The organism is Janthinobacterium violaceinigrum, from assembly GCF_009208555.1.
GTDB lineage: Bacteria > Pseudomonadota > Gammaproteobacteria > Burkholderiales > Burkholderiaceae_D > Janthinobacterium > Janthinobacterium violaceinigrum.
This window is the reverse complement of record NZ_WFLI01000016.1, coordinates 92,682-107,238: the sequence shown is the minus strand read 5'-3', so window position 1 is coordinate 107,238 and position 14,557 is coordinate 92,682. Positions and strand designations below refer to the sequence as shown.

General features: G+C 60.8%; 12 protein-coding genes. 2 read left to right on the top strand and 10 right to left on the bottom strand.

Annotation, left to right across the window (positions count from 1 at the left end; translation table 11 throughout):
- Window positions 1-48: 48 nt before the first annotated feature.
- The 10 genes from GCN75_RS15370 to rpsB form a co-directional block, all read right to left on the bottom strand.
- On the bottom strand, window positions 49-567 hold the full coding sequence (locus tag GCN75_RS15370; RefSeq protein WP_071324020.1) for an OmpH family outer membrane protein: 519 nt from the start codon (window positions 565-567) through the stop codon (window positions 49-51).
- A 51-nt stretch (window positions 568-618) separates the two neighbouring features.
- Complete coding sequence (bamA, locus tag GCN75_RS15365) at window positions 619-2,955, bottom strand: outer membrane protein assembly factor BamA (RefSeq protein WP_152283265.1); 2,337 nt, start codon at window positions 2,953-2,955, stop codon at window positions 619-621.
- 83 nt (window positions 2,956-3,038) lie between these two features.
- Window positions 3,039-4,400, bottom strand: a complete 1,362-nt coding sequence (rseP, locus tag GCN75_RS15360) for an RIP metalloprotease RseP (protein WP_152283264.1) — start codon at window positions 4,398-4,400, stop codon at window positions 3,039-3,041.
- Window positions 4,397-5,581 (bottom strand): 1-deoxy-D-xylulose-5-phosphate reductoisomerase, encoded by a 1,185-nt coding sequence (gene ispC / locus GCN75_RS15355; protein ID WP_152283263.1) that lies wholly within the window; start codon window positions 5,579-5,581, stop codon window positions 4,397-4,399. The genes rseP and ispC overlap by 4 nt, the downstream gene beginning before the upstream one ends.
- 8 nt (window positions 5,582-5,589) lie before the next feature.
- A complete protein-coding gene (locus GCN75_RS15350) occupies window positions 5,590-6,423 on the bottom strand; it encodes a phosphatidate cytidylyltransferase (protein ID WP_152252664.1) in 834 nt (277 codons plus the stop codon).
- Window positions 6,423-7,190: a polyprenyl diphosphate synthase gene (gene uppS / locus GCN75_RS15345; RefSeq protein WP_152255329.1), complete on the bottom strand. Its 768-nt coding sequence runs from the start codon at window positions 7,188-7,190 to the stop codon at window positions 6,423-6,425. Before uppS ends, GCN75_RS15350 begins: the two co-directional genes overlap by 1 nt.
- Before the next feature lie 99 nt (window positions 7,191-7,289).
- Complete coding sequence (frr, locus tag GCN75_RS15340) at window positions 7,290-7,850, bottom strand: ribosome recycling factor (RefSeq protein WP_092802600.1); 561 nt, start codon at window positions 7,848-7,850, stop codon at window positions 7,290-7,292.
- A 184-nt stretch (window positions 7,851-8,034) separates the two neighbouring features.
- On the bottom strand, window positions 8,035-8,751 hold the full coding sequence (gene pyrH, locus GCN75_RS15335; protein WP_092715775.1) for a UMP kinase: 717 nt from the start codon (window positions 8,749-8,751) through the stop codon (window positions 8,035-8,037).
- A 147-nt stretch (window positions 8,752-8,898) separates the two neighbouring features.
- The gene (gene tsf / locus GCN75_RS15330; RefSeq protein ID WP_086145235.1) at window positions 8,899-9,810 is read right to left on the bottom strand and encodes a translation elongation factor Ts; all 912 of its coding nucleotides are present in this window, start codon (window positions 9,808-9,810) and stop codon (window positions 8,899-8,901) included.
- Between the two features lie 158 nt (window positions 9,811-9,968).
- Window positions 9,969-10,721 (bottom strand): 30S ribosomal protein S2, encoded by a 753-nt coding sequence (gene rpsB / locus GCN75_RS15325; protein WP_152283262.1) that lies wholly within the window; start codon window positions 10,719-10,721, stop codon window positions 9,969-9,971.
- A gap of 402 nt (window positions 10,722-11,123) precedes the next feature.
- On the opposite strand from rpsB, the gene map reads away from it, so the two are divergent.
- Together map and GCN75_RS15315 are read left to right on the top strand one after the other, a co-directional pair.
- Entirely contained in the window at window positions 11,124-11,936 is an 813-nt protein-coding gene (map, locus tag GCN75_RS15320) for a type I methionyl aminopeptidase (protein ID WP_152283261.1), read from the top strand.
- Window positions 11,937-11,970: 34 nt separating this feature from the next.
- The gene (locus tag GCN75_RS15315) at window positions 11,971-14,538 is read left to right on the top strand and encodes a [protein-PII] uridylyltransferase (protein WP_152283260.1); all 2,568 of its coding nucleotides are present in this window, start codon (window positions 11,971-11,973) and stop codon (window positions 14,536-14,538) included.
- Window positions 14,539-14,557: the final 19 nt, after the last annotated feature.

Genomic DNA, 14,557 nt, shown 5'->3' with positions numbered 1-14,557 from the left:
CTGCCAGTGCACGCAGCGCATGCACTGGCAGGCTTCAAACCGTGTCGATTACTTGTCCAGCGCCTTCAAGACCTTGTCGGTAATGTCGATGCGCGGGCTGGCCCACAGGGCTTCCTGCAGCACGATGTCATATCCTTCGATATGCGCCATCTGCTGGATGATGGTGTTGGCTTTTTCCGCGATGGCGCTGCGCTCTTCGTTCGTGCGCTGGCTCAGGTCTTCGCGGAACTCGCGCTGGCGGCGTTGCAGCTCCTTGTCCAGCTCGAAAAACTCGCGCTGGCGCTTGGCGCGCTCCGCCTCGCTCAGGGTCGGCATATCCTTTTCCAGCGCTTCGTTGGCGACCTTGAAGCGGGCCGCCAGTTCCTGCACGGCCTTTTCGCGCGAGCGGAACTCTTCGGCCAGCTTGGCGCTGGCCAGCTTGGCCAGCCTTGATTCGTTATAAATACGTTCGCTGCTGATCCAGGCGATCTTCGACTCCTGAGCCTGCGCCTGCACCGGCAACAGCGAACTCCAGCACAATGCGATCACGGCAAGGGACTTGGGCAGGGTAGCGGATGCGGTGTTCATGATACTCCATGGTCAAAAAGTAAAAGCTGTCGCCCCCGTTCAGATGGCCGGTTAGAAACCGGTACCCATCTGGAACTGGAAGCGCTCCAGGCGGTCCGTCGGCTTGGCGTTCAGCGGCTTGGCATAGCTCAGCTTGAGCGGGCCCACCGGCGAAATCCAGCTGATGCCCAAGCCAGCAGAATAGCGCAATTGCGAGATCCGCATTTTTTCGCCTTCCTGGTAGACCTGGCCGCCGTCAAGGAAACCGAACCAGCGCAGGCTGCGGTCATTGCCCGAACCGGGGAATGGCATCTGCAGTTCCGCGTTACCGATCAGGCGCGACGCGCCACCCAGTGCATCGTTGGTGCTCGGTTCGACCGCGCCCAGCGAAGAACTCAGGTAGCCGCGGACCGAACCGATACCGCCGCCGTAGAAGTTCTTGAAGACGGGGTACACGTGATTGCCGATACCGTGGCCGTAATCGATCTCGCCCTTCAGCGCCAGGGTGACCTTGCTGAACAGCGGACGGAAATACTGGTGCTCATAGATGGCACGGAAGTATTTCTGGTCGCCGATCAGGTCAGCCTCCAGATTGACGCGCTGGTAGCGGCCGATCGACGGCGTCAGGGCGCTGTCGCGGCTGTCGCGCTGCCATGCCGCCGTCAGCGGGATGGAATTCGTGGTAGCCGAACCGATACCGTCCGACGGGCCGCCATTGTCGATCACGTACTGCTTGAAGCGGATCGGGCTGGTGATGTCCGTCTCGATGCGCGAGCGCTCGGCGCCGATGCCGAAGAAGACGGTGTCGACTTCCGAGAACGGCACGCCGAAGCTGACGCGGCCACCTGTTTGCTTGATCTTGTAGCTGCCGATGTTCAGCGCCGGCGGTTCCGTCGTACGCAGGTAGACTTCGAAACTGCGCGAAATACCATCGTCCGTATAGTACGGATTGGTTTGCGAAAACGCAATCGTACGGCTGTAATGGCTGGTATTGAGTTCGATGCCCACCGTGTTGCCGCTACCGGCGAAGTTGGCCTGCGAAATCGATGCCGACAAGGTGAACTTCTCGGACTGCGAGAACGCGCCGCCGATCAGGAAGTTACCCGTCGGCTTTTCCACCACCGTCACGTTGACGTCGACCTGGTCGGTCGTGCCCTGCGCTTCCGGCGTGTCGATGGTCACGTCCTTGAAGTAGCCCAGGCGGTCGACGCGGTCGCGCGACAGCTTGATCTTGTTGCTGTCATACCAGGACGATTCGAACTGGCGGAATTCGCGGCGGATGACTTCATCGCGCGTGGTGGTGTTGCCGGCGATATTCATGTGGCGCACATACACGCGCTTGCCCGGATCGATGAAGAAGGTGAAGCCCACTTCATGCTTTTCGCGGTTGATTTCCGGATTGGCGTTGACGTTGGCAAAGGCATAGCCGAACGTGGCCAGGCGGTCCTGGATGCGCTTGTTCGTGGCCGTCAGGCGCGCGCCCGAATAGATCTCGCCTTCGCGCATCAGGTTCAGGGCTTTCAGCTCCTCTTCGCGGCCGAACATCTCGCCTTCGAACTTGGTGCCGGCGATCTTGTACTTCTCGCCTTCGGTGATATTGATGGTCAGGTAGATATCTTTTTTATCGGGCGTGATCGACACTTGCGTCGAGTCGACCTGCATCTCGATATAGCCGCGGTCCAGGTAGTAGGACTTGAGCGACTCGATGTCGCCCGTCAGCTTGGTCTTCGAATACTGATCGGCCTTGGTGTACCAGCTGAACCAGCCGCCCGTGTTCAGGGCCAGCTGTTCGCGCAATTCCTTGTCGCTGAAGGCCTTGTTGCCGACGATGTTGATCTGCTTGATGCGGGCCACGTCGCCCTCGTCGACGGCAAACACCACGTTGACGCGGTTGCGCTCGATCGGCGTGACGGTGGTGGTGATCTTCACGCCGTACAGGCCATGCGACAGGTACTGGCGCTTGAGCTCTTGTTCCGCGCGGTCGACGGACGCCTTGTCGAAAATCTTGGCTTCACCGACGCCGATTTCCTTCAGTGCCTTGACCAGCACGTCCTTTTCAAATTCCTTGGTGCCGGTAAATTCCACGGAAGCGATGGCCGGGCGTTCCTCGACCAGCACCACCAGCACGTCGCCGTCGACTTCCAGGCGCACATCCTTGAAAAAACCCGTCGCATACAGGGCTTTGATGGCGGCGACACTCTTCTCGTCGGAGAACGTCTCGCCCACGCGCACCGGCAGGTAGCTGAAAACAGTGCCCGCTTCAGTACGCTGGATCCCTTCGACCCGGATATCCTTGACAGTGAATGGCTGGACGGCCAGCGCGTGGCCGGCACAGAAGGCCATGACGGCAGCGCCGATCAGGCTGCGACGAAAGGAAGGCAAGGCAAAACGAGCAGAATGTAATTTCATTGGGGTTATTCAATGGGTAAATCAATGGACAACATACACAAAAGATTGCTTGTGCGACTCACGCAATGGCATCAACCACGGCCCTAATTCAGCAATCGCAACACGTCATTAAAGACGGCAAGCACCATCAAGGTCAGCAACAAACCGATCCCCAGGCGCTGGGCAATCTCGCCTACGCGCTCCGGCAAGGGGCGTCCGGTCAAAACTTCCAGCGAATAATACAGCAAATGCCCGCCATCCAGAACAGGAATGGGTAGCAAATTCATCACGCCCAGACTGATACTGATGAAGGCGATGAAGCTCAGGTAGCTCACCAGGCCGATGCGCGCCGTCTGGCCCGCGTAATCGGCGATGGTAATGGGACCCGTCACATTCTTCAGCGAGACCTGGCCGGTGATCATTTTACCCAGCATTTTCAGGCTCATGACACTGGTATCCCAGACCTTGGCAGACGCCTTGCCCACGGCGGAAAACGGTCCGGAGGCCACGGTGATCATATCCGGCACCTGTCCCAGCTTTGCCTGGATCTTACCAACTGTTACAGCTCCCTCTGCTCCTGCGCCCGGCACGGCGTCCGGCGTGATGGCCAAGGTCAGGTCCTGGCCCTGGCGCAAGAGCTGCAATTGCAAGGTCCGGCCCGGCGCCTGGCTCAGGGTGGCGATGACGGCCGCCACGTCGTGCACGGGCTGCTCGTCGATGGCCAGCAGCTCGTCGCCCTTCTGCAGGCCGGCGCGCGCGGCAGCGCCGCCGGGCATGATTTCCATCAGGGTGGGCGCCGAACGGGCCAGGGTCAGGCCCAGCTTGCCCAGCACGTCGCCTTCCAGGTCCGTTTCCGTCAGGCTGGCCGTCGGCAAGGTGGCTTCCTGCTGGCCCCGGTCGGGACGGCGCACTTCGATGCGCGCCGGCTGCTTGTCGAGGGCCGCCTGGATCAGTTCCCAGCGCAGCTCGGACCAGCTGGCCACGGCCTTGCCATTCACCGACTCGACCGTATCGCCGCTGCGCAAGCCGGCCGTATAGGCGGCCGTCTGCTCGGCCACGGGGCCCAGCTTGCTCGACGGCTCTTCGATGCCATGCATGAACAGGCCCGCGTACAGCACGATGGCGACGAGGAAATTGGCCAGCGGGCCGGCGGCCACGATGGCGATGCGGCGCCACACGCTCTGGCGCGTGAATTCGCGGCGCAATTCGCTTTCCGGCAAGTCGCTGAGGTCTTGTGCGCGGCTGTCGAGCATGCTGACATAGCCGCCCAGCGGCAGCGCGGAAATCGCCCATTCCGTCTGGTCCTTGCCAAACTTGCGCGAATACACCACTTTTCCCATGCCGATCGAAAAACGCAGCACTTTCACGCCGCACCAGCGCGCCACCAGATAGTGGCCCAGCTCGTGCAAGGTGATCAGTGAACCGAGCGCGACGATAAAGGCCAGCAAGGTAGTGATGAGCGTCATGCAGCCAGCCTTTGGGCGATATACGCGTGGGCGGCAGCGCGGGCCAGACGGTCCTGCTCCATCACGGCCTCGATGCTGGAGGCGGCGCCATGCGGCACCGTCTCGATCACATGCGCGATGACGCGGTCGATCTGGCGGAAGCCGATCTGTTCGTCGAGGAAGGCTTGCACGGCCACTTCATTGGCCGCGTTGAGCAGGGCCGGCGCCGTGCCGCCCGCGCGCAAGGCGTCGAACGCCAGCGCCAGGCAGGGGAAACGGCGGAAATCGGGACGTTCGAACTGCAGGGTGGCCACCTGGGCCAGGTCCAGCTGCGCCACGCCGGAAGCGATGCGCTGCGGATACGCGAGCGCATGGGCGATGGGCGTGCGCATGTCGGGATTGCCCAGCTGGGCCAGCACGGAACCGTCGATGTACGACACCATCGAATGGATCACGCTTTGCGGATGGATCAGCACCTCGATCTGCTCGGCAGGAGCGCCGAACAGCCAGTGGGCCTCGATCACTTCCAGACCCTTGTTCATCATGGTGGCCGAATCGACGGAAATCTTGCGCCCCATGGCCCAGGTCGGGTGCTTGCAGGCCTGGTCCGGCGTGACCTTGTCCAGCGTCTCGACGTCGCGCGTGAGGAAGGGGCCGCCGGACGCCGTCAGCACGATCTTTGCCACGCCGGCGGCGCCTGGCGCGCGGCCATGGGCGTGCGGCATGCATTGGAAGATTGCGTTGTGCTCGCTGTCGATGGGCAGCAGCACGGCGCCGTTGTCGTGCACGGCGTCGATGAACAGCTGGCCCGACATGACCAGTGCTTCCTTATTGGCCAGCAGTACTTTCTTTCCGGCACGTGCCGCCGCCAGGGTGGGCGCCAGGCCGGCCGCACCGACGATGGCCGCCATCACGCCCGTCACCTGCGGCGCGCTGGCGATGGCGCACAGGGCCGCCTCGCCATACTCGACTTGCGTATCGACGCCCTGCCCGCGCAGCAAGCGCGTCAGTTCAAGGGCCGCGTCAGCCGTGGCGACGACGGCGCGCTGGGGACGGAACTGCAGACACTGGGCGGCCAGTTCGGCCACACGGGTATGCGCGCTCAGCGCATATACGCTGTATTGCTCGGGATGACGCGCGAGCACGTCCAGGGTAGACACGCCGATCGAACCGGTGGCGCCAAGGATGGTGATGTATTGCATGAGTTTCCTTAAAGCCAGCTGGCCACGAGGGCGGCAAATGGCAAGACCGGGATCAGTGCGTCGATACGGTCGAGTACGCCGCCATGGCCAGGCAGCAGGTTGCTGCTGTCCTTGATGCCGGCGCGGCGCTTCAATTGGGATTCGAACAGGTCGCCGACGATGCTGGCGGCGACGATCAGCAGCAGCACCAGCAAGGCCACCAGCCATCCGCGGCGCAATTGCAGCTGCACGGCGAAGGTGTCTTGCAGGACCGGCAGCGATGGCGCGGCAACGATGGTGATGGCGGCGATGACGAGCACGGCGATGCCGCCGCCAATGGCGCCTTCCCAGGATTTCCCTGGGGAAATACTTGGCGCCAGCTTGCGCTTGCCGAAAGCCTTGCCCGAGAAATACGCGCCGATATCGGCGATCCAGACGAGCGCCATCACGGACAGCAGGTACAGCGGGCTATGCAGGAACAAGGCGATGATGGCAACGAAGCAGCCGACGATGGTGACCGGATAGACCAGGCTGAGCAAGGTATTGCCCAGGCCTTCGGTGGGCGGCAAGCCCGTCGCCAGTGAGGGCACGAAGCGGATCAGCCAGATGGCCACGCACAGGGCGAACCAGAAATTGAGCTGCGCCATGCCGTTACCGACAAAAAACGTATAAGCGAAGGCGGCAGTCCAGACGGCGGCGATCAGCAGCGCCTGGCGATTTTTGAAAATGCGGAAGCTTTCCCAGACGGCGGCGCCGAAGAACGCCGTGGCGATCACGGCGAAGGCGGGGAAATAATTCAGATACAGAACCGGCAGCAAGACCGCCAACAAGACCAGGGCGGTGATTATCCGTGTTTTCAGCATCAGTTTGTCTTTTCAGTTAGTTGCGCGCTGGTACGGCCAAAGCGCCGTTCGCGCTGCTGGTAAGACGCGATTGCCGCGTCGAGGCACTCGTCATTGAAGTCGGGCCAGAAGGTTTCGGTGAAAAACAACTCAGTGTACGCCAGTTGCCACAGCAGGAAATTGGAGATGCGCTGTTCGCCGCCCGTGCGGATGAACAGGTCGGGCTCGGGCGCATAGGCCATGGCCAGGTGCGGCGCCAATTGCTCTTCCGTGTAAGCGTGTGTGGCGGGCTGGCCATTGGCGGCAGCCTCGGCCGTCATTTTGTTGACTGCCTGCATGATGTCCCAGCGGCCGCCATAGTTGGCGCAGATGGTCACCGTCAGGCGCGTATTGCGTGCCGTCTTGCGTTCCGCATTGGCGATCAGCGTTTGCAGCTGCTCATTGAAGCGCGACAGGTCGCCCACGACTTTCAAGCGGATGTCGTTGGCATGCATCTTGACAACTTCGCGTTCCAGCATGGTGACGAACAGGCGCATCAGCATCGACACCTCTTCTTCCGGGCGGCGCCAGTTTTCCGAGCTGAAGGCAAACAGGGTCAGGTATTCGACGCCCCGTTCGAGACAGGTCTCGACGACGCCGCGCACGGCGTCGGCGCCCTTGACGTGGCCAGCCACGCGGGGCAGGAAGCGTTTGGTTGCCCAGCGGCCATTGCCATCCATAATGATTGCCACATGGCGCGGCACCGTGCCCACCTCGGGTACTGCCGTTGTCGAACTCGAATAGATCATGAAAACACGAATACCAAAAATAAAAGATAACTATTATGCGCCAAATAGCACTGCCCGGAAAAGCCATGCTTTCCCGGGCAGCGTCAAAAGAACTGAAAACTAGACCGTCAGCACTTCTTTTTCTTTGTCGACCACCATCTTGTCGATGTCGGCGATAAACTTGTCCGTCAGTTTCTGCACTTCTTCCGACGAGCGGCGCTCATCGTCCTCGGAGCAGGCTTTTTCCTTGACCAGTTTCTTCAGCGACTCGTTTGCATCGCGGCGAATGTTACGCACGGCAATCTTCGCGTCTTCCGCTTCGCTCTTGACCAGCTTGACCATTTCCTTGCGGCGCTCTTCCGTCAGCGGCGGCGTCGGAACGCGGATCAGGTCGCCCTGTGCCGATGGGTTCAAGCCCAGGTCGGCGTCGCGGATGGCTTTTTCGACGGTCGAAGCCATTTTCTTTTCATATGGCTGCACACCGATGGTGCGCGCATCGATCAGGGTCACGTTGGCCACCTGGGTCAGCGCCGTCGGCGAGCCGTAGTAGTCGACCATCACGTGGTCCAGGATACCCGTATGGGCGCGGCCGGTACGCACTTTGGCCAGGTCGGCCCGCAGTGTTTCCAGCGATTTCGTCATACGTTCCTGGGCGTTCTTTTTAACGTCAGCTAAGGACATGCTGCTCTCCAATCTTGATAACAATGAATATTCTACTTTGCCGGATTCAGCAAACAAACCCGCACAGTCGGGAGTGCCGAAAACCGTTCAGGGCAAGGCGCAGAACCGAAGACGCTACGAATAGCACATAACGTGGATCAGGCGCCGCAACGCAGCCATGGACGGTTCTCGGTGCTCCTTGTTTCTATACGTGGACCAGCGTGCCTTCATCCTCGCCCATGATGACGCGCATCAGCGCGCCTGGCTTGGTGATCGAAAACACCTTGATCGGCAGTTTCTGGTCGCGGCACAGGGCGAATGCGGTGGCATCCATCACTTGCAGGTGCTTGGCGATGGCGTCGTCGAACGTAATCGTGTTGAACAGGGTGGCGTTCGGATCCTTCTTCGGATCGGCCGTGTAGACGCCGTCGACCTTGGTGGCCTTCAGGACGATCTCGGCGCTGATCTCGGAACCGCGCAGGGCAGCTGCCGTGTCGGTGGTGAAGAACGGGTTGCCCGTGCCGGCGGCGAAGACCACAACCTTACCTTCTTCCAGGTATTGCAGGGCTTTCGGACGGACGTACGGCTCGACGACTTGTTCGATGCCGATGGCCGACATGACGCGCGCGGTGATGCCCACGTGGCGCATGGCATCGGCCAGGGCCAGTGCGTTCATCACGGTGGCAAGCATGCCCATGTAGTCGGCGGTGGCACGGTCCATGCCTTGCGCGCCAGGCGCGACGCCGCGGAAGATATTGCCGCCGCCAATCACGATTGCCAGTTCCACACCCAACTTCGCCACCTCGGCCACATCGGCCACCATGCGCTCGATCGTGGCGCGGTTGATGCCGTAGGGATCATCGCCCATCAGGGCTTCGCCGGACAACTTGAGGAGGACGCGCTTGTAGGCTGGTTTTGACATGAGCTGGGGCTCCATAAATGAGGTTATTCGAGTATGACATGGCGCAGCGCCTTGCAGCGCCGGATAGGCGCGCGGGGCTGCCCATGCCGCCGCCCGGCACGACAGGTGCGGGCGGGCCAAAAAAACGGGCCTCTCGGCCCGCTTTACTTACGCTCCCTGGGAGGCAGCCATCTGTGCTGCGACTTCTGCTGCGAAGTCGTCTTGCTTCTTCTCGATGCCCTCGCCCACTACATACATGGCGAAACCTTTGACGCTGGTGTTAGCCGCCTTCAGCATTTGCTCAACCGACAGCTTGTCGTTTTTCACGAAAGCCTGGTTCAGCAGGGACACTTCTTTCAGGTACTTCTGTACGGAACCTTCCAGGCGCTTGGCCAGGATTTCCGGCGATTGCGCTGGCTTGCCTTCGGCGGCCGCTTTGGCTGCGTCTTCTTCGGCTTTCAGTTGTGCAACCGAACGCTCTTTTTCGATCAGTTCCGCAGGAACTTGCTCCGACGACAACGACACTGGCTTCATTGCAGCGATGTGCATGGCCACGTCTTTGCCCACTTGCTCATCGGCGCCGTCGAATTCGACGATCACGCCAATGCGCGAACCGTGCAGGTACGAAGCCAGCTTGGCGCTGGTTTCGAAACGCTGGAAGCGGCGGATGGTCATGTTTTCGCCGATTTTGCCGATCAGGGCAGCGCGCACGTCTTCCAGGGTCTTGCCATCGAGTGGCAGGGCCAGCAGGGCAGCTACGTCAGCCGGGTTGTGTTCTGCTACCAGACGGGCAGCGTTGTTGGCCAGTGCCAGGAAATCGTCGTTTTTCGCAACGAAGTCGGTTTCCGAGTTCACTTCGACCAGGGCGCCTACGCCATTGGCGATGTAGGTTGCCACGACGCCTTCAGCGGTGATGCGTGCCGATGCTTTCGATGCCTTGCCGCCCAGTTTGACGCGCAGGATCTCTTCCGCACGAGCCATGTCGCCATCGGCTTCGGTCAGTGCTTTTTTGCATTCCATCATTGGTGCGTCGGTTTTGCCGCGCAATTCGCCTACCATCGCTGCTGTAATCGCTGCCATGTGTTTCTCCTGATTCGGTGAGTCGATAGTCGCGGCCGGACATGCATGCCTCGCCAGCGGTCACTATCGTTTTTTTGTTAAAAAAAAGGGGGAGCTGCTGCCACCCCTTTTCCCTTACTGCTGTGCTTACAAACAGCTATCTTGCGATAGCCTGGCCATTAAGCCTGTTCGTTTACTTCGACGAATTCGTCGCCAGCGGCTGCTTTAACCATTTCAACAACTTCGTTACCGGCAGCTGCACGGCCTTCGATGATTGCGTCAGCAACACCGCGAGCGTACAACATGATGGCTTTCGAGGAGTCATCGTTACCTGGGATCACGAAGTTCACGCCTTCTGGGGAGTGGTTGGTATCGACAACGCCGATGACCGGGATACCCAGTTTAGCTGCTTCGGTGATCGCACCTTTGTGGTAGCCGACGTCCACAACGAAGATTGCGTCAGGAATGCCGCCCATGTCCTTGATGCCGCCGATCGATTTTTGCAGCTTGATCATTTCGCGGGAGAACATCAGCGCTTCTTTTTTCGACAGCTTCTCGATCGAACCGTCTTCGATCATCGCTTCCATGTCCTTCAGGCGCTTGATCGAGGTTTTGATCGTTTTGAAGTTGGTCAGCATACCGCCCAACCAACGTTGATCAACGAAAGGCACGCCAGCGCGTTGTGCTTCAGCAGCGATGATTTCGCGAGCTTGACGCTTGGTGCCAACCATCAGGATGGTGCCACGGTTTGCAGCCAGTTGACGCACGTGCTTCATTGCGTCCTGGTACATCGCCATGGTTTTTTCCAGGTTGATGATGTGGATCTTGTTGCGATGGCCGAAGATGAACGGTGCCATTTTTGGATTCCAAAAACGGGTTTGGTGACCAAAGTGGACACCGGCTTCCAGCATTTCGCGCATTGTTACGGACATTATTAACTCCAGGGTTGGGTCTGGAATCCGATCAGTCACCATACAGGCACCCTTGTCGACCGGATTCGCGTGTTTATATAAAATTAAAGACACTGTTTTACTGCATTGCTCAAAAGAGAATTCAAGCAACCCGGGATTCTACACCGAAATGCCCGCCGCATCAAGTGCGCGCGACAAATCGCCTGCCCTGCAGAAACAGCTCTTGCACCAGCGTGGTGCAAGGCGCGGCGGCGCGGCTTGCCGATCGCTATTTCCCCCACAAAACCCGGCCCGCCCATAGGAAGGAGGCGGCGGATTCAGGGCGCCTCGTTTATAATTTCGACATATTTGCAGACTTTTCCTCCCTCGCGCGGGAATCGTCTGTGCTTTTCACCCGAATTCTTGCAGATTGCGAATTACACCATGTCCACCATCCGTATCAATACCGCCGCCGACATCGAAGGCATGCGCGTTGCCGGCAAGCTCGGCGCCGAAGTACTCGACTACATCACCCCCTTCGTCAAGGTGGGTGTCACGACGGGCGAACTGGACCGCCTGTGCCATGAATACATGATCAACGTGCAAGGCACCATCCCTGCCCCGCTGAACTATTGCCCGCCCGGCTACACACCGTACCCGAAGGCCATCTGCACGTCCGTCAACGACGTCATCTGCCACGGCATTCCCGGCGACAAGGTCTTGAAAAGCGGCGACTCAGTCAACCTCGACATCACCGTCATCAAGGATGGTTACCACGGCGACAACAGCCGCATGTTCCTCGTCGGCACGCCGACCATCCTGGCCAAGCGCCTGTCGGAAATCACCTATGAATGCATGTGGCTGGGCATCGACCAGATCAAGCCCGGCGCCCACCTGGGCGATATCGGCCACGCCATCCAGCAGCATGCGGAAAAAGCCGGCTACAGCGTGGTGCGCGAATTCTGCGGCCACGGCATCGGCAAGGTCTTCCATGAAGAACCGCAAGTGTTGCATTACGGCAAACCTGGCACCCTGGAACGCCTGGAAGCGGGCATGATTTTCACCGTGGAACCGATGATCAACTCGGGCCGCCGCGAAATCCGCGAAATGAACGATGGCTGGACCATCAAAACCAAGGACCGCAGCCTGTCGGCGCAATGGGAGCACACGGTGCTGGTGACGGAAACGGGCTATGAAGTGCTGACCGTCTCGCCCGGCATGCCGCCACCGCCGGCCCTGATCCTGAACAAAGCCTGATACTCCACCGCACGCACCGCCACCCAGGGCCCAGATGAAAAAGCAAGTTCGGGAACAGCTGAAACAGCAACTGAAAGCCGACCGCCAGGTCGTCATCGGGGCCTTCCAGGCCGACGGCAAGCCTGAAAAACTGTTGCGCAGCCTGCGCCACAGCGTCGACGGCGTGCTGGCGCGCGCGTGGCAGGAGGCAGGTTTGCCGCCCGGCACGGCCCTCGTGGGCGTGGGCGGCTATGGCCGCGGCGAACTGTTTCCCTATTCCGATGTCGACCTGCTGATCCTGCTGCAGCAGGCGCCCGATGCGGCCACGCAGGAAAAACTCGAGGAACTGGTGCAGCTGCTGTGGGACCTGGGCCTGGAAATTGGCCACAGCATCCGCACGGTGGACGAGTGCCTGGTCGAATCGAAGGCCGACATCACCGTGCAAACGAGCTTGCTCGAAGCGCGCCTCGTGTGCGGCAATGCCGAGCTGTTCGCGCAACTGCAGCAGCGCTATGACGCGGCCATGGACCCGCAGGCATTCTTCCAGGCAAAAACGGCGGAAATGCGCCAGCGCCACGCCAAGTACGAAGACACGGCCTTCAGCCTGGAACCGAATTGCAAGGAAAGCCCGGGCGGCTTGCGCGACCTGCAGGTCATCCTGTGGGTGGCCAAGGCGGCCGGCCTGGCCAATTCCTGGCGCACCCTGGCCACGGGCGGCCTGATCACCCTGACGGAAGCGCGCCAGCTGATGGAAAAGGAGCGCGCCTTCAAGGATATCCGCGTGCGCCTGCACCTGCATGCGGGCCGGCGCGAAGACCGCCTCGTGTTCGACGTGCAGACGGCCATCGCCGAATCGCTGGGCTTGCAGGCCACGGGCAGCGGGCCGCACATGCGCCGCGCCAGCGAATTCCTCATGCAGCGCTATTACTGGGCCGCCAAGACGGTAACCCAGCTCAACACCATTCTGCTGCAAAACATCGAAGCGCGCCTGTTTCCGCAGGACGACGTGGCCCTGCCCATCAACGCACGCTTCAATGAAGTCAACAGCCTGATCGATATCAGCGCCGACGATACGTTCGAGCAATACCCATCGGCCATGCTGGAAGTCTTCGTGCTGATGACGGAACGCCCCGCCCTGAAGGGCATGACCTCGCGCGCCACGCGTGCCCTGTGGCACGCGCGCTTCAAGATCGACGCCGCCTTCCGCCAGGACCCCGTCAACCGCGCCCTCTTCCTGCGCATCATGCAAGCCCCGGTCGGCATCATCCACGCGCTGCGGCGCATGAACGAGATGAGCATCCTGGGGCGCTACCTGCCGAACTTCCGCCGCATCGTGGGCCAGATGCAGCACGACCTGTTCCACGTGTACACGGTCGACCAGCATATTTTGATGGTGGTGCGCAATATGCGCCGCTTCACCATGAGCGAACACGCGCACGAATACCCGTTCTGCAGCCAGCTGATGGCCGATTTCTCGCAATCGTGGCTGCTGTACGTGGCAGCCCTGTTCCACGACATCGCCAAGGGCCGCGGCGGCGACCATTCCAAGCTGGGCGTGGCCGACGCCACCCAGTTCTGCCAGGACCACGGCTTGTCTGCCGAGGACACGGAACTGGTGGCTTTCCTGGTGGAAAATCACCTGACCATGTCGCAAGTGGCGCAAAAGCAGGACCTGTCCGATCCGGACGTCATCGCCGCGTTCGCGAAAGTGGTCAAGGACGAACGCCACCTGACGGGCCTGTACCTGCTGACGGTGGCCGACATCCGCGGCACCAGCCCGAAGGTGTGGAATGCCTGGAAGGGCAAGCTGCTGGAAGACCTGTACAAGATCACCCTGCGCGTGCTGGGCGGCGAGCCGCACACGGCCGACCGCGAGCTGAAGAACCGCCAGCAGGAAGCGCTGGCCACCCTGCGCCTGTACGGCTTGCCGCCGGACGCCCACCTGAAGCTGTGGCAGCAGCTGGACGTGGCGTATTTCCTGCGCCACGACGCCTCCGACATCGCCTGGCAGACGCGCTCGCTGTATGACAAGCTCGACAGCAAGTTGCCGGTGGTAAAATGCCGGCTGGCGCCCATCGGCGAAGGCTTGCAGGTGGCCGTGTACATTCCCGACCAGCCCGACCTGTTCGCGCGCATCTGCAGCTATTTCGACCGCAAGAACTTCAGCATCCTCGACGCGAAGATCCACACGACCAAGAACGGCTATGCGCTCGACACCTTCCTCGTCACGGAGCAGAACTTCGCCAAGAGCTACCGCGACATCATCAGCCTGATCGAGCATGAGCTGGGCGAGCTGCTGCAGTCGCAAACGCCGCTGCCGCCGCCGGGCAAGGGGCGGCTGTCGCGCCTGTCGCGCACCTTCCCCTTCCAGCCGACGGTGGACTTGCGGCCCGACGAAAAAGGCCAGTACTACCTGCTGTCGGTGGCCGCCAACGACCGCACGGGCCTGCTGTATGCGATCGCCAATGTGCTGACCAAATACCGCATCAACCTGCACACGGCCAAGATCATGACCCTGGGCGAGCGGGTCGAAGACGTGTTCCTCGTCGACGGTCCCGCGCTCAACAATGCCCGCAACCAGATATTGCTGGAAACCGATTTACTCGATGCGCTGAAAGTGTAAGCTTTCCGCGCAGCGCCTA